19 protein-coding genes are annotated in these 18034 nt (G+C 56.0%); 7 read left to right on the plus strand and 12 right to left on the minus strand.

Annotated elements, in window-relative coordinates; translation table 11 throughout:
* Positions 1-15 precede the first annotated feature (15 nt).
* Entirely contained in the window at positions 16-651 is a 636-nt protein-coding gene (locus tag ACRZ91_RS12220) for an SGNH/GDSL hydrolase family protein (RefSeq protein ID WP_480905670.1), read from the plus strand.
* On the opposite strand, the gene rarD is transcribed toward ACRZ91_RS12220, so the two are convergent.
* The 9 genes from rarD to ACRZ91_RS12265 form a co-directional block, all read right to left on the minus strand.
* Positions 642-1547 (minus strand): EamA family transporter RarD, encoded by a 906-nt coding sequence (gene rarD, locus ACRZ91_RS12225; RefSeq protein WP_480905673.1) that lies wholly within the window; start codon positions 1545-1547, stop codon positions 642-644. The two genes, ACRZ91_RS12220 and rarD, sit on opposite strands and share 10 nt — an antisense overlap.
* 160 nt (positions 1548-1707) lie before the next feature.
* On the minus strand, positions 1708-4161 hold the full coding sequence (locus tag ACRZ91_RS12230) for a GcvT family protein (protein WP_480905676.1): 2454 nt from the start codon (positions 4159-4161) through the stop codon (positions 1708-1710).
* Positions 4162-4250: 89 nt separating this feature from the next.
* Entirely contained in the window at positions 4251-5231 is a 981-nt protein-coding gene (locus ACRZ91_RS12235) for a GlxA family transcriptional regulator (protein WP_170476229.1), read from the minus strand.
* Between the two features lie 9 nt (positions 5232-5240).
* Positions 5241-6134 carry a homocysteine S-methyltransferase family protein gene (locus ACRZ91_RS12240; protein ID WP_480905680.1) on the minus strand — a complete coding sequence of 298 codons (894 nt, stop codon included), beginning with the start codon at positions 6132-6134 and terminating at the stop codon, positions 5241-5243.
* 12 nt (positions 6135-6146) lie between these two features.
* Complete coding sequence (locus ACRZ91_RS12245; RefSeq protein WP_480905682.1) at positions 6147-7193, minus strand: alcohol dehydrogenase family protein; 1047 nt, start codon at positions 7191-7193, stop codon at positions 6147-6149.
* A 24-nt stretch (positions 7194-7217) separates the two neighbouring features.
* Positions 7218-9665 (minus strand): GcvT family protein, encoded by a 2448-nt coding sequence (locus tag ACRZ91_RS12250; protein WP_480905684.1) that lies wholly within the window; start codon positions 9663-9665, stop codon positions 7218-7220.
* A gap of 15 nt (positions 9666-9680) precedes the next feature.
* Positions 9681-10061 carry a GFA family protein gene (locus tag ACRZ91_RS12255; protein ID WP_029621880.1) on the minus strand — a complete coding sequence of 127 codons (381 nt, stop codon included), beginning with the start codon at positions 10059-10061 and terminating at the stop codon, positions 9681-9683.
* Between the two features lie 4 nt (positions 10062-10065).
* Positions 10066-10689 carry a LysE family translocator gene (locus tag ACRZ91_RS12260; protein WP_480905688.1) on the minus strand — a complete coding sequence of 208 codons (624 nt, stop codon included), beginning with the start codon at positions 10687-10689 and terminating at the stop codon, positions 10066-10068.
* Complete coding sequence (locus ACRZ91_RS12265) at positions 10689-11258, minus strand: helix-turn-helix domain-containing protein (RefSeq protein WP_480905691.1); 570 nt, start codon at positions 11256-11258, stop codon at positions 10689-10691. Before ACRZ91_RS12265 ends, ACRZ91_RS12260 begins: the two co-directional genes overlap by 1 nt.
* Before the next feature lie 117 nt (positions 11259-11375).
* Between ACRZ91_RS12265 and ACRZ91_RS12270 the strand changes: the two genes are divergently transcribed.
* Entirely contained in the window at positions 11376-11660 is a 285-nt protein-coding gene (locus ACRZ91_RS12270) for a DUF1294 domain-containing protein (protein ID WP_480905694.1), read from the plus strand.
* Between the two features lie 10 nt (positions 11661-11670).
* On the opposite strand, the gene ACRZ91_RS12275 is transcribed toward ACRZ91_RS12270, so the two are convergent.
* The gene (locus ACRZ91_RS12275) at positions 11671-12123 is read right to left on the minus strand and encodes a GAF domain-containing protein (protein WP_480905696.1); all 453 of its coding nucleotides are present in this window, start codon (positions 12121-12123) and stop codon (positions 11671-11673) included.
* Between the two features lie 75 nt (positions 12124-12198).
* Complete coding sequence (locus ACRZ91_RS12280) at positions 12199-13371, minus strand: thiolase family protein (protein WP_480905699.1); 1173 nt, start codon at positions 13369-13371, stop codon at positions 12199-12201.
* A 102-nt stretch (positions 13372-13473) separates the two neighbouring features.
* On the opposite strand from ACRZ91_RS12280, the gene ACRZ91_RS12285 reads away from it, so the two are divergent.
* From ACRZ91_RS12285 to ACRZ91_RS12295, 3 genes are all read left to right on the plus strand, one after another.
* Entirely contained in the window at positions 13474-13812 is a 339-nt protein-coding gene (locus ACRZ91_RS12285) for an STAS domain-containing protein (protein WP_170476248.1), read from the plus strand.
* Between the two features lie 22 nt (positions 13813-13834).
* A complete protein-coding gene (locus ACRZ91_RS12290) occupies positions 13835-14284 on the plus strand; it encodes an ATP-binding protein (RefSeq protein WP_480905701.1) in 450 nt (149 codons plus the stop codon).
* A 211-nt stretch (positions 14285-14495) separates the two neighbouring features.
* Complete coding sequence (locus tag ACRZ91_RS12295) at positions 14496-16073, plus strand: gamma-glutamyltransferase family protein (RefSeq protein WP_480905704.1); 1578 nt, start codon at positions 14496-14498, stop codon at positions 16071-16073.
* 24 nt (positions 16074-16097) lie between these two features.
* Here the strand turns inward: ACRZ91_RS12295 and hspQ are convergent, their stop codons facing one another.
* Entirely contained in the window at positions 16098-16424 is a 327-nt protein-coding gene (hspQ, locus tag ACRZ91_RS12300; protein WP_010440833.1) for a heat shock protein HspQ, read from the minus strand.
* Positions 16425-16504: 80 nt separating this feature from the next.
* Here hspQ and ACRZ91_RS12305 point away from each other — a divergent pair, with 80 nt between their 5' ends.
* Together ACRZ91_RS12305 and ACRZ91_RS12310 are read left to right on the plus strand one after the other, a co-directional pair.
* Positions 16505-17386, plus strand: a complete 882-nt coding sequence (locus tag ACRZ91_RS12305; RefSeq protein WP_480905706.1) for an AEC family transporter — start codon at positions 16505-16507, stop codon at positions 17384-17386.
* 60 nt (positions 17387-17446) lie between these two features.
* Positions 17447-18028, plus strand: coding sequence for a transglycosylase SLT domain-containing protein (locus ACRZ91_RS12310; protein WP_010440829.1), 582 nt, complete (start codon positions 17447-17449; stop codon positions 18026-18028).
* Positions 18029-18034 lie beyond the last annotated feature (6 nt).

Consider the following 18034-nt stretch of genomic DNA (forward strand, 5'->3'; position numbering starts at 1 on the left):
GTTCAGGGCCACTCTGTGCGACGCAGTGCTCGCTTGCTGCCTGAACCAGAAGGTCCTCGCGAAGGGCGTGAAGGGCGCGGTCCACGATTGCGCTTGTTGATTGCCGGGGACAGCTCGGCCGCCGGTGTAGGCGCAGGCACGCAAAAACAAGCGCTGTCGGGGCAATTGGTCAGCCTACTGGCAACACACCACACCGTAGAATGGCGGTTGGAAGCTACGACCGGATATACCACGCAAGATACAATCGACCGATTGCAGAGACTAAAAGACCAATTTGATGTGGTGGTGACGGCCCTTGGCGTGAATGACGTGACCCGTGCCGTGACCGCACAACGCTTTGAAGATCAGCAATCACGCCTTCTAGCCTTGCTGACCGGGCAAATCGGAGCACGAAATGTAATCGTGACGGCCGTTCCCCAGATGGCGCGATTCCCAGCCTTGCCTCGGCCCTTGGCATGGGTATTGGGGCAACAGGCCGCGCGGCTGGACCGAGGATTGCAAAAGGTGGCTGCTGGTTTCCCGCAGGTTTCCCATCTGTCATTGAATCTGCCCGACGATCCGTCCCTCGCCGCCCCGGATGGGTACCATCCAAGCCCTAAAACCTACGCGATCTGGGCTGCCGAAATCACTCGGCTTATTCGTCAGGCCTGAGACCGTATCTGCCGGATCATCGGAATCGAATACACGACCAACCCGGACCAAATCAAAGGGAAGGCAATCATTCTTGCCTGGTCAATATGTTCTCCGAACAGGGTGATCGCAGTAATAAAGATCATAGTGGGCGCGATGTACTGCAATATGCCCATGGTCGACAGGCGCACCAGTTTTGCCCCGTTTGCATAGATCAACAAGGGTACGGCTGTTACGATACCCGCACCTGCCAGCAACAAAGTGTCTGACGCAGCCGCCCCAAAATGCCCCGTTCCACCTGCGCCCAACCATGTAACATAGGCCAAAGCCGGGATAAGCAGGATCAGGACTTCAAGCAAAAATCCCTGATTGGGTCCAATCGGAAGAGAGCGTTTGAAGAATGCATAGAATCCCCAACTGACCATCAATCCCAAAGCAGCCCAAGGCAGGCTTCCGGCTTGAAACACTAGAACCAACACGCCCAATGCGGCCAGCCCGACTGCGACCAATTGTGTACGGGTTAAGGGTTCGCGTAGCAGGATCGCCCCGAGCGCAATACTGAACAAAGGATTCATATAGTAGCCAAGTGCCGCATCCAGCGCGTGGCCAGATGAAATCGCCCAAACATAAATTGCCCAGTTCACCGAAATCAAAGCCGCAGTCAGCGCTGCCATGCCCAACATCTTCGGATTGCGAAGTGCAGCTTTAAGATCACCGGTACGCCCAAGCGCAACCAACAGCAACCCAGCCACCGGAACCGACCAGATGACGCGATGTGCAACGACCTCTATCGGGCCGATATGTTCCATCGCCTTCATGTACAGCGGCAGGAAGCCCCAAAGGACATAGGCCAATACGGCCAGCACAAGCCCTTTGGGCGTATCCGTGTTGTTTGGCGTTACAGGGGTCTCTGCCACGATGGGTCTCCGACTGATACTGTATTTCTCTACGGCAAATCAGACGGGCTTGGGAACCATCAAAACTGTGAAGCCGGTCATCAGGAATCCTGATATGTTTCATCTGAAACAGGCAGGCCAAACAAACAATTCGGGGCGCCACAGCGCCCCGACAGTTTGGCTATACTTTTACGCGTTCGGACTTTGGGTCGTACATCGGTTTGAGCGATGCCTCAGCTTTCACTTTCACGCCGCAAACGTCTATTTCATAGCTCGAAGCCAGAACATCTGCCGCTTTCTCGCCTTGGCAGGGTACATAGCCCAGACCAATCGCGCCGCCGAGTGTATGCCCATAGTTGCCAGAACTGAGATACCCCACATATTCTCCATCGCGTATGATCGGCTCATTGTGGAACAACAGCGGCTCGGGGTCGGTCAGCTTGAACTGGACCAAACGGTTTTGAGGCCCGCTTTCTTTGCGGGCTATAACCGCCTCACGCCCAATGAAATCACCGCCCTTATCCACTTTGACGGCAAAGCCCAACCCTGCATCGAGCACGTGATCTTCACAGGTGATGTCATGGCCAAAATGGCGGAAGCCCTTCTCGATACGGCAGCTGTCCATCATGTGCATACCACAAAGCTTCAGGCCCATATCCTGACCGGCGTCATGCAGCGTTTCGAACACGTGACCCGCCATGTCGGAAGGTACATATATCTCCCACCCAAGCTCGCCCACATATGTCACGCGGTGGGCACGGGCGAGGCCCATACCGATCTCAATCTCCTGCGCGGTGCCAAAGGGGTTGGTCGCGTTCGAGAAATCCGCTGGCGAAACCTTTTCCAGAAGTGCGCGGGCATTTGGCCCCATGACAGCCAGAACGCCTTCGCCTGAGGTGACATCCGTGACGACGACGTTGAAATTGACCGCATAACGCATCATCCAGGTCTGATCCGCCAGACGGGTCGCCGCTGGGGTGACGACCAGATAAGCCGTCTCGGTCAGGCGCGTGACGGTCACGTCGGCTTCGATACCACCAGCGCGGTTTAGGAACTGGGTATAGACGATCTTACCATTGGGCACCGAATAATCGCCGCCACCAATATAGTTCATGAATTTCTCGGCATCCGGCCCTTCGACACGGATTTTGCCGAAGGACGACATGTCGTACATGCCTACATTTTCGCGCACTGCGCGGTGTTCTGCGGCCGCGTTTTCAAACCAATTCTGGCGCTTCCAACTATATTGGTATTCACGTTCCTGTCCGTCATTGGCAAACCAGTTGGCGCGCTCCCACCCGGCAATTTCGCCCATGACCGCACCCTGTTCCAGCAGATGATGGTGAAATGGTGTCCGACGGACGCCCCGTGCGGTAGCCTTTTGGCGGTAGGGGTAGTGGTCAGCGTAAAGCAGGCCAAGCGTTTCTTTCGAACGCTCAAAGAGGTATTGCTTATTGCCCTGAAAGGACTGCATGCGGCTGATGTCCACATCGCCCAGATCAAATGGCTTTTCACCCGAATCCATCCATTCGGCCAGTGCCATGCCAGCCCCGCCCGCCGACTGAATACCGATTGAGTTGAACCCGGCCGCGACCCAGACATTGTCCATCTCGGGTGCGAGGCCCAGATGATAGGCGTCGTCCGGTGTAAAGGATTCAGGACCATTGAAGAACGTGTGAATCCCGGCCTCGGCCAGCATTGGCATCCGATTGCAGGCTGCTTCAAGGATGGGTTCGAAATGGTCGAAATCTTCAGGCAATTGGTCAAATTCGAAACTGTCAGGGATGCCGTTCATTGCCCAGGGCTTGGCATTCGGCTCAAACGCACCTAGCAGGATTTTCCCTGCATCCTCTTTGTAGTAGGCGCATTCGTCCGGCACGCGCAGTACGGGCAATTGGGTCAGACCGTCGATCCCCTCGGTGACGATATAGAAATGCTCGCAAGCGTGAAGCGGTACGTTCACACCTGCCATCTTGCCAACCTCGTGGCCCCACATCCCTGCGCAGTTCACCACCATGTCGCACTCGATATGGCCCGAAGCGCTGCCATCATCTGCGACCCAATCAACGCCCGTCACCTGACGGCCTTGCTTGACGATGTCGGTGACTTTCACACGTTCCTTGACGATACCACCGCGCTGACGCGCGCCTTTGGCCAAAGCCAGAGCGATATTTGCCGGGTCACCTTGCCCGTCCAATGGCAGGTAAACTGCCCCTTTAACCCCTTCCAGGTTAAGATGGGGATATAGCTCCTGCACACGGTCATTGCCGATCTCTTCGACCTCAACCCCGAAAGCGCGGGCCATAGCGGCCTGACGATAGATCTCTTCCTTACGCTCGTCGGTCAAAGCGACCGTGATCGATCCGCAGCGCTTGAACCCAGTGGCAACACCGGTCTCTTCTTCAAGCGCGCCGTATAGTTCCTGGCTGTACTTGGCCAGTTTGGTCATGTTCGCCGTCGCGCGCAGCTGCGCGATCAGTCCCGCCGCGTGCCATGTCGTACCGCTGGTCAATTGCTTGCGCTCCAACAGGACGACATCGCCCCAACCTTTCTTGGTCAGATGATACGCAACCGAGCATCCAATGACGCCGCCGCCGATGATGACCACTCGGGCCTTGGTGGGAAGATCAACCATCCTGACGTCTCCGCTGATTCAGGTTTTCTGCAAAATGCCACGAAGGATCGACAATAAAAGCATCAAAAGCGTCAGCTTAAATACAAAAATCACCGATATTCCGGGCGTCTTTTCTGGCGTCTCAGAACAAACGGTGTGATGCCAAAAAAACTTTTGTAGACGGATGAAAATCCGTTTGGAAAACCGCAAACCAGCCCGATTTCCCGCACGCTCATCGTCGTATTCAGAAGCAGGTTGTTAGCTTTGGCCAGTCGCATTTCCCGGTAGAAACCGTTCGGCGTGGTTCCGAAAATTGCTTTGAATTTTCGCTCAAGAGAGCGGTTCGATACGTGCAATATGTCAACGATCTGTTTGATCGGCAGAGGTTCCTCGATGTTTGCCTGCATCAGCTTGATGCACTGGTCCAATTTCTCGTCACCAGTGGCCGTTATCCGGGCGCCGGAAAAAGGTTGCATGGATGAAAAGTCACGGATGTTTTCATGCAGCATAATGTCGGCAACCGTCATCTTGGCCGCACCCGAGATATGCCGCCCAATCACGGCCAGCGCGATATCTGTGGTTGCCTCCATGCCGGCACAGGTGACAACCGAACCTTGCTCGGTGGCGATAGATAGCTTGGCCTCAAACCGAGCACCACGTTCGCGCAGGAAAGAGGCATTTTCCCAATGGGTTGCCATATGATCGGCGCTATTTTCGTCGATATACCGGCTTGCAGCTTCAGCCAACAAAAATACCTGGGCGCCCCGAAACGTATAGTCGCGCACGACACGGCCAAGAGAAAGTTCGGGCTGATCCGGGTCTGAGTTTCCGATTACAAACAGATAATTCGCATTCGGTTGCGCCGGGACAGTGTCGGTCGATACTGTTGCTCCGCTGCTGCTTTCCACCGGCCCTCCTTGTCGCGACCGATAAGTGAACGTGAACGGCGGGTGGGCACACACACGGTTCGCCAAGCGCAAAACCTCAACCAGCGAGGCCAGTTCGAGCAATACGAAACCCGACGCAACCAGAATGTCAAAATGGTACTGGACGCGATCCTGCTGTTGGTCAGATTTGGTCCGGACAGGCATCTAGGTCCCTCAGACGATTTTGTGTCCGGCCGCACGTAAATTCTCGGCGAGGGTTTTGATGTGTTCCGGCCCGACTTCGCAGCAACCACCAACGATCGTAGCGCCCTGCGCCACCCAACCCATCGCGTGCCGTGCATAGGCATCAGGGCCCAGGTCATGGCGGCTCTCCAAGGCATCAACCGTTGGGGCATCTTCCAGAAAGCCATCTGTGATGCCTGTAAATCCGTTGGCATAGGCCCCGTAAGGGCGATCCAACGTTGCGATGATATCCAAAGCCACCGGAATCGCTTCGGGGCGTGAACAGTTGATCAGCATCGCCTCGGGTGCGTAGCGCATAACAAGAGGGGCAATGTCCCCCAGTGGTTCGCCTGAACGCAGGCGGGTTCCGTCCTCGTCCATGACCGACAGGGCAAGCCAGACGGGTTTCCCACAGTTCTCGGTTCCGCGCAGCGCACCTTCGGCCTCCTGCACCGAGCATACTGTTTCGATCAGAAAAAAATCGACCCGATCCGACATCATTGCAGCCAGCTCGGCGAATCTCGCGGCGGCATCCGCAGGGTCGGGTTCCAGATCGGGCCGATAGCTGGCCAATAGCGGGCCAAGCGCGCCTGCGATCCGCCCACTGGTGCCACAGCGCGCCTGTTCGGCCTGTGATAGGGCAGCATCAATGAGATTGGGCATCTGATCTTCGATCCCCTCACGAACCAAACGTGAGCGGTGTATTGCGTAGGTGTTTGTCGTAGCGATCGTTGCACCGCTGCGGAAATAGGCGGCGTGAACCTCCGCCACAAGTTCGGGTTTGTCGATCATCACGCGTGTTGACCAAAGTGGCGTCGGCTTGTCGCCGCTCAACTTCACCAACTCCTGCCCGATCGAACCATCCAAAAGCGTAATATCAGCCATTTATTCCCTCTTTCACGGCACCAGAACCAACTTTCCGGGCAAAGTCTTGGACAGGAAATCCTCTTGCGCCTGAACAATGTCGCGTAACGGATAGGTCTTTGAGACCAAGGGCTTGATCCGACCTGCATTCATCAATGCAACAAGGCGGTCAAAAACGTCCGGTGGCTGATAGGTGCACCCATGGATCGTGATGTCGCGCAGATAGATATCCCGCAAGTCCGCGCTGACAATGGGACCTGCGATCGCGCCGGCTACGGCATAGTGGCCGCCGGGTTTCAACGCAAGTATCAGGTCTGGCCAAGCCGGACCTCCGACCACATCTATAACGACATCGAACATGTCTTCCGGCAAAGCCGCGTCGCGTTCAAAAGTCCCGATTGCGCCCTGTGACTTGACCACCTCAGATTTGGCGGCATTGCTAACGCCCCAGACCGTCGCCCCGCGCAGCGCTGCAAGCTGGACGGCGGCAAGGCCCACACCGCCCGACGCCCCTGTGATCAGCACTTTTTGACCTGCGATGACACCGGCACGAGTCAGCAGGCCTTCGGCCGTTCCAAAAGCACAGGGAATCGCGGCAATTTCAACGTCAGACAAAGGCGATTCAGTCACGTCGTACAGGTCATCACTTTCCATCAGACAATACTGGGAAAAGGCCCCGTCAATTTCTGAACCAAGCACGATAAAATCCTGTGGTCGGCCAGGAACCGGGCGCGGTAAATTGATCGGGCAAGTCACCCGCTGACCAGGCTTGAACGCCGCACCCGATCCAACCGCTTCGACAATTCCACAAAGATCGCCACCCTGGATCCGGGGAAAGTGCAGCGCACCTCCCCAACCACCTGCTTCGACTTGCTGATCTACCGCATCCGTTGCACCCGTGACGTCCGAGGAATACCAGCCGATCCGCGTATTAATGTCAGTGTTGTTCACCCCGGCAGCGGCAACGCGGACCAGGACCTGCCCCGGATCAGGGTTTGGAACTGGGATATCGTCCCGCCATTCCAACACCTCGGGTCCACCGTGGCCATTCAGATATACGCCATGCATCTGCCGGGTCATTTGCGTTCCTTTCTATATAGGTCGTCAGGCCCTCAACCGTTCATTCGAAGGATCCCAAAGCGGTTGGTCTTCCTGCACAACAGCACGGCATTTTTGACCGTAGATTTCAACCTGCAGCTCAGTTCCTGGCACAGCCTGATCTGCACGCACCATGCCAAGCGCGACGGAAGCACCGATGCGGTATCCCCACGCACCTGAGGTCGTTTCACCCACGATCTCATCGCCGCTCCAGATGCAGGACATGTAAGGCGCATCGACCTCGCCTGCGTCCACAATCAGAGTGACAAAGGATTTCTTAACGCCTTGCTGCTTTTCGTTCTGAATGGCCGCTTTGCCAACAAAATCCTGCGGCTTGTCGAGTTTGACAAAACGACCCAAACCACCTTCAAGCAAAGAGTAATCCGTGCTCAGATCGCCCTTCCAAGCGCGATAACCTTTCTCGATCCGCAAAGAGTTCAGCGCATACATGCCAAAGGGTTTGGCCCCGGCAGCCAGTACGGCTTCGTAGATGGTTGGCATCGCATCGTTTTCAGCGTGGATTTCCCAGCCCAACTCGCCTGCGAAAGATACTCGGATCAGAAAGGCCTCCTGCCCGGCAACTTTGGCAAACTGATGGGTCAGCCAACCTTGCTGCAGATCCGCATCCGTGATGCCGGACAACACATTCCGCGACATCGGCCCCGTTACGATCAACGTATCGCGCTCGGTAGTAGTTTCGCGAACAGTCACACCTTTGGGCACCGAATTCCGGATCAAATCCCCATCATGCCACTGCGCCGTCGCGGCGGTGATCAGGACGAAGTTGTTCTCAGCCAGACGGATACAGGACAACTCGGTCAGAATGCGCCCTCTTTCATCCGAGACATAGATCAGGTTCATGCGCCCGGCTTTGGGTATACCTCCGGTGCAGAAGCCACGCAGCCAGTCATCCGCACCATCCCCTTGTATCCAGAACCGTGAGAACCCGGGCAGATCCAGCACGCCGCAGTGATCGCGCACGGCTTCGCATTCTTCTTTGACCCGCTGTTCCCATGGGCCTGAACGTCCCCAAGTATGTGTAGCCTCCAGAGAGGTGTCGTCGCCGGGTTGCGCGAACCAGTTGGCGCGTTCCCAGCCGTTATAGGCCCCCATGACGCCGCCCAGTTCCTTGACCTTGGCGTGCACGGGTGAAACCTTCTTGTCGCGCGCAGCGGGCCATTCGTGATGAGGGAAGTGCATGGCGTATTCGTTGCCATAGACTTCCATGCCTTTCTGGTTGCAGTAATCCTGATCGGTGTAGTCGGTGTAACGACGTGGATCGACGGCCCACATGTCCCATTCGGTGTGACCATCGACGATCCATTCGGCCAGCACCTTGCCAGCGCCGCCACCTTGGGCGATGCCAAAGGTGAATGTATGAGCCTCGAACGCGTTTGACACACCCGGCATCGGGCCAATAAGAGGCAAGCCGTCCGGCGCGTAGGGGATCGGGCCATTGATGACACGACCAACGCCCGAAGTGGCCATCAGCGGCACCCGCTCCATTGCATCTGTGACGATATCTTCGATGCGGTCCAGATCGTCGTTCCACAGTTGGAAGCTGAAATCCTCGGGCATCGGATCATCCTCGGTCATCCAGTGGCCCTTACAGTTGGGTTCGTAAGGTCCGAGGTTGAAGCCGTTCTTCTCCTGCCGCAGATAGTATGAGATATCCACATCGCGCAGCAGCGGCAGCTTGCCGCCGCTTTCTTTTGACCACGCTTCAATCTCGGGGATTTCGTCGGTCAACAGGTACTGGTGGCTCATCACCATCGCGGGCACGGTGCGGCCGCCAAAAGGTTTGAACCATTCCCCTACGCGCTGGGCATAGTAACCAGCGGCGTTCACCACATAGTCACAGGCGATTTCACCCTTATCGGTGTGCACGGTCCAAGTGCCGTCATCATGCTGGGTCACACCTGTTGCCGGGCAGAAGCGGATGATCTTCTGCCCCATATCGCGTGCGCCCTTGGCCAGCGCCTGGGTCAGCTGTGCGGGGTCAATGTCGCCATCGGTCGGGTCATAGAGCACGCCTTCAAGATCATGAGTCTCAAGGAAGGGATAGCGTTCCTTGGCCTCCTCCGGCGTCCACATCTCCATCGGGATACCCTGATAGCGGCCCATGGACATGGCCCGCTCGAATTCCTGCATCCGTTCCTTGCTGTGCGCCAGTCGGATCGACCCAGAAACGTGGTAGTTCATCGGATAATCGACCTCGTCCGCGAGGCGCGAATACAGCTCGGTCGAGTAGCGCTGCATGTTCATGATCGCCCACGAGGTCGAAAAGGTCGGCACGTTACCCGCTGCGTGCCATGTCGAGCCTGCCGTCAGCTCGTTCTTTTCCAACAGAACACAATCCGTCCAGCCCTTCTTGGCCAGATGATACAGCGATGAGCAGCCGACAACGCCACCGCCGATGATGACCACGCGGGCCTTGGTTGGAAAATCACTCATGTGTTTGGTTCCTTATTAGTGAGCCCGCTGGGGCAGGTCGTCTTTGATGTCATAGTAATCGCCCTTGTCCGCCACGAAGATGTGCTGGGCGAGTTTCAACCCGGTCGGCTCATCCAAAGAGCCCACGGAAATTGCGATCGTGTCCTCGTCATTGTGCTGCCAGAAGAGAAACGAGCCACAAGCGCGGCAGAAGCCGCGCTTGGCAATGTCAGAGGCGCGATACCAGCCCAGCGTTTCGCTGGCGGTAAAGTTGAGATTGTCCTGATGCGTGACGGTCGAGGCCCACAAATGCCCCGACTGTTTGCGGCACTGCCCGCAATGGCAGGCATTTGGTGGCGTGAGGTCTCCGTCAACAACAAAAGCGACCGCGCCGCAAAGGCAGGAACCGGTATGCATGTCTTTATCCCCTCGCTGTCGGCGTAGAGCTGGCTCCCAGCAAAACGCCATAGATGATGAAACAGGTCGCCATCACGCGGCGTACCCAGATATTGAACACCGCCCCCAGTGCGGCCTTGCCCATGAGGGCGCCCAGCATCGTGAACCCCGTGTAGCTGAGCGTCGTGATGACCAGAGCCGTCGGCATGATCACGGCCATCTGCTGCCAGATGGGTACATCCGGCTGTACAAACTGCGAAAACGCCGCAAGGTATCCGGCGACGCTTTTGGGGTTGATCGTGGCGACGGCCAACGCGTGAAAGTAAACATGTCTTGCCGGACGCTCTGATGCCGGAGCGGGTTTCGCTGCGTTCATCCAACCGCGAATGCCCATCCAGATCAGAAACCCGGCCCCGATGAGTTTGGTGACAAAGAAACCTGTTGGCGACGCGGCAATCAACGCGGTGATCCCTAAGGCCGAAAGGATCAGAAATGCGCTTGCCTGTGTCAGAATGGCAAGCACTCCCAGCATAGCCTTTGGGAATGGCAGGCTCATCCCGTTTGAGATGCAATTGACCGCATTCGGCCCCGGGGTGGTCACGAACACCACCCAGAACAGAGCGAATATGGTCCAGGCCTCAAAACTCATCAGTACACCGGAGGCGCAATGACCCAGATGGCCACGGCGGGTTCGTCAAAGGGGTTGGACCATGTGTAGGGTTCGTGCTTGATCCGGAAGCTATCGCCGGGGCTGACCTGAAAGCTGCGCGTGCCGATCGTCAGTTCCAGACGGCCTGAAACCATATAACCGACTTCCTGCGTTGGGCGGTTTGCTGGTGTCTGCATCTGAGAGTGCGGTTCGAAGGTCGAATGCACCATCTCGAAATCGTCGGTCAGGTCGGGCGAAAGCAATTCTTCAATCAGACCTTCTTCACCCGAGCCCATCGGACGACGTGATCCGGCCCGCACGACATATCCTTGCTCATCCGCTGGGGCTGCAGAATGAGCAAACAGCATCGACATCGGCACGCCTAAACACTCGGCAATCTGTCGTAGATCCGAGATTGAAGGCTCGGACATGTCTCTTTCGACCTGGCTGAGCCAGCCTACGGACCGATCCAATCGATTAGCGATTTCAGTCAGCGTCAACCCGCGCGCCTTACGCAGCGCGCGCAGGTCGGCACCGAGTGTTGCGCTGTGGGGGGCCTGAGAGTTCAATTTGCGCTCCGAGTTGGCGTGAAATTTTTTCTTACTTTTTCACGGTGCCTCGAATCGGTGAAATTTCCAAGCATTTTTTCACTTGGGTCTGCAAAAATAGTTGGCTATGCACGGTCCATGTGGATTGCCGTAATTTATCTTTGGGCCATTAACGCCCTAACCTTATTGATCTTTGGTTGGGACAAGTTGCGTGCACGCCGCAGAAAGCGGCGCATTCCTGAGCGGCGCTTGTTGTGGTTGGCAGCTCTGGGCGGCAGTCTGGCCGCGCTTCTTGGGCGCTGGATATTTGGACACAAGACACGCAAGCGCGGATTTTCCGCGTGGCTTTATGCCATTACTGCGTGTCACGCCGGGCTTTGTTATCTGATCTTCTCTCACCACCTCGGGGCGCTATTGCAATAGACGCAGATTTCTAACGCGCAAAAACACCCGCAAGAATGGAGCCAAGCGCAACCGCGTCATCCTCGGTAAACGCATCAGGTTGATCGCTGTCGATATCAAACACTGCGATAACGTCTCCGTTAGCATCCCGCACGGGCAGCACCAACTCGGATCGTGTGGAAGATGCACAGGCAATATGGCCCGGGAAGGCGTCGACATCCGGGACCAATTGAATCTGCCCTGTCCTGGCAGCCGCGCCACAAACGCCCCGTTCGAAAGGGATCACAAGGCAGCCGTGCCCACCTTGATAGGGTCCGATTTTCAACACCTCGGGCTCGGTCACGCGATAAAACCCTGTCCAGTCGAAACGGTCGTCGGAGTGATGCACTTCGCATGCCACCGTGGCCATCAGCGCAACCTCGTCGGTTTCACCTTCGGTCAAGGCGGCAATGGTTTTGGCGAGTGTGTCGTAATCGGCTGTCATGTTGATGGACCTTGCATCCGGGGAACTGCGGGCGCTGCCGCCAATTCCCCGGAGTATTTGCAAAAAGTCAAAGCGTCAAACGCGTTCTATTGCTATGGCCGTCCCTTCTCCGCCACCGATGCAGATTGCCGCGACACCGCGCTTGAGGTCCTGTTTTTCCAACGCGTTGAGCAGCGTGACCATGATCCGGGCCCCGGAGGCGCCAATCGGATGACCAAGCGCACATGCGCCGCCATTCACGTTCACGATCTCACGGGACAAGCCCATTTCGTGCATGAAGGCCATGGGCACAACAGCGAAGGCTTCGTTGACTTCCCACAGATCGACATCCTCTTTCTTCCAACCGATACGATCCAACAATTTCTGCGCGGCAGGGACCGGAGCAGTTGTGAACAACCCCGGCGCTTGAGCATGGCTGGCGTGACCAAGGATTCGCGCACGCACGGTCAGGTTCTGCTTTTCAGCCGCCTCAGCCGAAGCAAGCACAAGGGCGGCTGCCCCATCCGAGATCGAAGAAGAATTGGCCGCCGTTACCGTTCCATCCTTGCGAAAGGCTGGTTTCAGCGTGGGTATCTTCTCGGGCCGCGCCGACTGTGGTTGCTCATCTGCATCCAGCACGACCTCGCCCTTGCGGGTTTGAATCGAGACCGAGGTAATCTCTTGATCAAAGGCATTATTTTCCTGCGCTGACAGAGCGTTCGAAAGCGATCGCAGAGCATATTCGTCCTGCGCCTCGCGCGTGAACTGGTAGGATTCGGCGCAGTCTTCGGCGAAAGTGCCCATGAGGCGGCCTTTGTCATAGGCGTCCTCAAGCCCGTCCAGAAACATGTGATCAACCACCTGCCCGTGCCCGATCCGTGCCCCGCCGCGCATCTTGGGCAGAAGGTAGGGTGCATTAGTCATGCTCTCCATCCCGCCAGCGACCATTGTCTGAGTATGGCCCAAAGCGATCTGGTCAAACGCAATCATTGCGGCCTTCATGCCGGAGCCACACATTTTGTTAAGCGTTGTGGCGGGCACCTCTTCACCCAACCCTGCCGCAAATCCCGCTTGGCGCGCAGGGGCTTGGCCCTGACCCGCTGGAAGGACGCAGCCCATAAGCACTTCGTCAACGGTCTCAGCACCTGCACCTTTCAACGCGGAACGGATTGCAGCACCACCCAAATCCGCAGCAGTGACGCCGTCAAACATTCCCTGAAATCCACCCATTGGCGTGCGTGCGGCCCCCGCGATCACAACTTCGTTCATCCGGAATCTCCTTCGTGCTTTCCTGACCATGGATACCGAATGGTAAGAATTACCGTCTAGCGTATTTCTACGATCAAATTGCAATACGAAGGGCGGTTAACCATGGGGCTCAGCAGCGACACGACCGGCGAGACACAAGTAATATCCGTTCACTGCGACCGCATAGATGCCGCAATGGCGATTCAATTCAAAGAAGACATGCGGGCAGAAACACAAACCGGTGCGAAACGAATTGTCCTGGATTTGTCATCGGTAGAATTCATAGACTCCAGTGGCCTGGGGGCCATTGTCGCCTCAATGAAACAACTGGGCGACGGGCGACGCCTGGACTTGGCAGAACCGCGCCCGATTGTTCAAAAAGTGTTTCGTCTTACGCGTATGGACACCGTTTTCAGGTTGTTCACTTCGCTGGATGAAGCGATATGCGCAGAGGCGGATTGACGACCGGCAGGAGTAAATCGCCGTGGGCGCCAATTGCAAACAAGATTGTCTCAATTTGAGCTTTCCTGCGACTCAGGTTCAGGCCTCCGAAGGGATAGCTATTTTAAGTGCTCGACTGGCAAAACACGGCTTGCCAGAAAGTAAAGCTGACGATGTTAGAATTGCGCTCACCGAAGCCATAAACAATGTGGTTGAACACGCCTATGCCGAGATCTCCCCGACTGACATTAGAATTGATTGCTCTTTGTGCGCAAAAGAACTGATAGTCCAAATTTTTGACTCCGGCGATCCAATGCCCGGTTTGCGTGTGCCAAGCAGCCAACCGGCACCCATCGACACAGATTTGGAGAACCTTCCTGAAGGCGGCTTTGGCTGGTACCTGATTCACCGACTTAGCAGCGACATTCAGTATGAGCGCAAAGACGGAGTTAATCTGCTCTACCATCGCTTCAACTTTGATACGCCACACTGATCGGCACCAAATGGCCACAATAACGCCCAGATCGAACCATTGTCGCGCCGCAAACAAAGATCATAAACAAGGGGTAGCTCAGATAGCTTCCCTCGGCGCCTAGCGTCACAGCCCCCACCCAGTGAACGGCGCCGAGGAACCTCCTTCCTGAAATTGTTGGACAATTTTATCCCAAGCCCTAATCTCGGCCTGATTACGGAAGAGGTACGCTATGCGCGATCTGCACAAGCCCGGACGGTCTGAAGTTCTGGCAACCGAAGGAATGTGTGCCACATCACATCCACTGGCCGCCAAAACAGCTTTGGACATTCTTGAACAAGGTGGCAATGCGATGGATGCCGCCATTGCGGGTGCTGTGCTTTTGGGCATTTGCGAGCCACAGATGACCGGCTTGGGTGGCGATTGCTTTGTTCTGTATAACCGCGCAGGTGAGAACACCGTGCGCGCACTAAACGGCTCAGGTCGTGCCGCAGCGGATGCTGATGCAGGGGCATTGCGTGATCGCGGACTAAGCTCCGTCCCTCTGACCAGCCCCGATGCGGTGACTATTCCTGGCGCCGTTGAGGCCTTTTGCCGATTGGCACAATCGGAGGGGCGATTGGGGCTGGAAGCGATTCTGCGACCGGCCATCCACTATGCTGAAATTGGCGTACCAGTTGCGCCGCGCGTAGCGTTTGATTGGCAAAACAGCGGCGCGACCCTGCAAGGTGCCGCACGGGATCACTATCTGAAGGATGGCAAACCCCTGCAAACCGGTCAGATTTTTCGGGCACCGGGCCAGGCAGAGGTACTGCGCCGTGTGGCACGACACGGGCATGACGCGTTTTATAACGGTGAGATTGCCGAAGACATGCTGGCGGTCTTGTCCGAACTTGGAGGGACACACACAGCACAAGATTTCGCGGCGGTTCAGAGTGACGAAGCGTCGCCTGTTCGTGGAGATTACGCAGGTGTCGATCTGTACGAACATCCTCCAAACGGTCAGGGTGCCACCGCTATCCTTTTGCTAAACATCCTTAAACATTTTGATTTGGCAGCACTCGACCCATTGGGGGCCGAGCGGGTGCATATCGAGGCCGAGGCCACCAAACTGGCCTATGACGCCCGCAACCGGTTCATTGCCGACCCCGATCATAGCAGCCGGATGGCGCATTTCCTTGCCCCAGAAACCGCTGCAAGCCTGGCTGCCCTCATAGACCCGAAACGCGCTATGCCCGCAGCCGCCCCTCTGACTGAATCCGTGCACAAGGACACCGTCTATATCACCGTCGTTGACCGGGATCGCATGGCGGTTTCGCTGATCTATTCGATCTACCATGGGTTCGGCTCGGGCATTGCTTCCGAGAAGTTCGGAATATTGCTGCAGAACAGAGGGGCCGGGTTTAATCTTGAACCTGGACATCCGAATGAGTTGGCAGGTGGGAAGCGTCCTATGCACACCATCATTCCCGGCCTTTTGCGTGAAAATGGCCGGATAACGATGCCCTTTGGCGTCATGGGGGGTGCCTATCAACCGACCGGCCATGCCCGGCTTGTATCAAACCTGACGGATTTCAAGATGGAGATGCAGCAGGCCATAGACACCCCCCGCGCGTTTGCGGATGGAGGTGTATTAAAAATGGAACGCGGCTATTCTGACCCAATCAAACAACAATTATCCGATATGGGGCACATCATTGAAGTTCTGGAAACACCCCTTGGGGGCGCGCAAGCCATTCGAATCTGTGACACAGGCATCTTGATAGGGGCAAGTGACCCGCGTAAAGACGGCTGCGCCCTTGGATACTAAACACTTACAATACAGCTACGGAATTCAGTTCAACTGAAAATGTAACGGGTATGATCCGTCCTGAAACGGGCCGAACATATTGGGGATGTCGGGGTGATCAACGGGCTCACCCGATTGGTCTTCGATCAGATTTTGTTCTGAAACATAAGCCACATAGAAGGATTGGTCGTTTTCAGCTAGCAGGTGATAGAACGGCTGATCTTTCAGAGGGCGGCTATCTTCGGGGATGGCCTGATACCATTCTTCTGAATTCGAAAATTCCGGATCGACATCAAAAATTACCCCTCGAAAAGGGTGTCTTTTATGTCGAACCACCTGTCCCAGGCGGTACTTGGCTTGTGTCTTTAACATTGTTTCGGCCCCCAAAGAGGTTACTACCTCTTTTCGGGCGGAAAAGCCAATCATTGAGTGGAAATTCGGGGAAACAGTCTGTGCACCTACTACTGACAGTGTTCGAAATCGTGGCCCCTGTGTTCCTTTTGGCTGGGATCGGGTTCGCATGGGTTAGGCTTGGATTTGAGTATCGGCTACAGTTTGTAACGCGTCTTGCGGTCACACTTGCGGTGCCCAGTCTGATTTTTGTCGCCCTGATGCAGACCAATATTCCGGGTGGGGATCTGACCCGGTTCACCATAGCGGCAATTGCGGCCCATATCGCTCTGGCAGCAGTGTTTTGGGCCTTTGTGCGATTAACCGGAATGGAGCAACGCACTTATCTGGCACCGCTTATCTTTGGAAATACCGGCAATCTTGGGCTACCGCTTTGCATATTTGCATTTGGTCAGGCAGGATTGGGTTATGCGGTGATCTTTTTGGCAGTGACCGCCCTGTTCTCATTCACCTACGGTATCTATCTGGTTGCCGGGCGCGGAGCATTTGGGAAGGTTCTGCGCGAACCCATGGTTTGGGCCACGTTGCTGGGGGCCTTGTTTCTTTGGCGCGGATGGCAAACACCTCTGTTTCTGACCAACACGCTGGAATTGCTGGGTCAGATGGCGATTCCGATGATGCTGATTACACTGGGCGTAGCGATTGCCCGACTGACAACCCAAAAACTGCAACAGGCGATTTGGCTTTCTTTGCTCAAGCTTTCTGTGTGCTTCGGGCTTGGTTGGGCTTTTGCCGCCGGTTTTGGGTTGGGGCCTGTGGCTTTTGGAGTGTTGGTGTTGCAGATGTGCACGCCAGTCGCCGTGACATCATACCTGCTGGCGGAAAGGTTCGAGGCTGATTCCGACGCCGTTGCCGGCATGGTTATGGTCTCGACGATGTTGTCTGTTGCAGCAATACCTCTAATTCTCGCTATTATTCTGTAACGATTGTGATTTCCAAAATGCTCAATCTGCGCTAGAATAAAGAAAAAAGGCACGAGGCACATGAGCAGATTTCTTTTCGTACTCTTCGGGGTGCTGCTTTTGGCATCCTGTGGTGGCGGGTCGAAGCAGCCGCCAAGCAGACTGAATGACGCGTGCAGCATTGCGCGCGAAAAGCCCGACTATATCAAGGCCTTCAAAAGCACCGAGCGCAAATGGGGCGTTCCGGTCCACGTTCAGATGGCAACGATTTACCAGGAAAGCCGGTATAGGCACGACGCACGCACGCCGCACAAATATGTGCTGGGTGTTATTCCGATGGGTCGTCAAAGCAGCGCCTACGGTTATGGCCAGGCGCTTGATGGCACGTGGGAGCAGTATCAGCGTGAAACCGGTAAACGCCGCGCCAAGCGGGATCGTATTCGCGATGCGTCAGATTTCATCGGCTGGTACATGAACAAAAGCTATGAGCGGAACGGCATCCACCCCAGCGACACGCGCAACCAGTATCTGGCCTATCACGAAGGTCATACGGGTTACGCACGCGGCAGCTACAACAGCAAGTCATGGCTGCTGAATGTGGCGAGTGATGTGGACGCCCGCGCAGAACTGTATCAGGCCCAGTTGGCGAATTGCCGATATTGAACCTGT

The sequence above is a fragment of the Ruegeria sp. O11 genome, from assembly GCF_056535285.1.

Bases quoted from the DNA above. Each gene is read 5' to 3' on its own strand.
- ACRZ91_RS12230 (WP_480905676.1), bottom strand. From the start codon at position 4,161: ATGGTTGATCTTCCCACCAAGGCCCGAGTGGTCATCATCGGCGGCGGC.
- ACRZ91_RS12285 (WP_170476248.1), top strand. From the start codon at position 13,474: ATGGGGCTCAGCAGCGACACGACCGGCGAGACACAAGTAATATCCGTT.
- hspQ (WP_010440833.1), bottom strand. From the start codon at position 16,424: ATGTTAAAGACACAAGCCAAGTACCGCCTGGGACAGGTGGTTCGACAT.
- ACRZ91_RS12310 (WP_010440829.1), top strand. From the start codon at position 17,447: ATGAGCAGATTTCTTTTCGTACTCTTCGGGGTGCTGCTTTTGGCATCC.
- ACRZ91_RS12255 (WP_029621880.1), bottom strand. From the start codon at position 10,061: ATGCATACCGGTTCCTGCCTTTGCGGCGCGGTCGCTTTTGTTGTTGAC.
- ACRZ91_RS12260 (WP_480905688.1), bottom strand. From the start codon at position 10,689: ATGAGTTTTGAGGCCTGGACCATATTCGCTCTGTTCTGGGTGGTGTTC.
- ACRZ91_RS12275 (WP_480905696.1), bottom strand. From the start codon at position 12,123: ATGACAGCCGATTACGACACACTCGCCAAAACCATTGCCGCCTTGACC.
- ACRZ91_RS12280 (WP_480905699.1), bottom strand. From the start codon at position 13,371: ATGAACGAAGTTGTGATCGCGGGGGCCGCACGCACGCCAATGGGTGGA.
- ACRZ91_RS12295 (WP_480905704.1), top strand. From the start codon at position 14,496: ATGCGCGATCTGCACAAGCCCGGACGGTCTGAAGTTCTGGCAACCGAA.
- ACRZ91_RS12250 (WP_480905684.1), bottom strand. From the start codon at position 9,665: ATGAGTGATTTTCCAACCAAGGCCCGCGTGGTCATCATCGGCGGTGGC.
- ACRZ91_RS12245 (WP_480905682.1), bottom strand. From the start codon at position 7,193: ATGACCCGGCAGATGCATGGCGTATATCTGAATGGCCACGGTGGACCC.
- ACRZ91_RS12270 (WP_480905694.1), top strand. From the start codon at position 11,376: ATGTGGATTGCCGTAATTTATCTTTGGGCCATTAACGCCCTAACCTTA.
- ACRZ91_RS12240 (WP_480905680.1), bottom strand. From the start codon at position 6,134: ATGGCTGATATTACGCTTTTGGATGGTTCGATCGGGCAGGAGTTGGTG.
- ACRZ91_RS12235 (WP_170476229.1), bottom strand. From the start codon at position 5,231: ATGCCTGTCCGGACCAAATCTGACCAACAGCAGGATCGCGTCCAGTAC.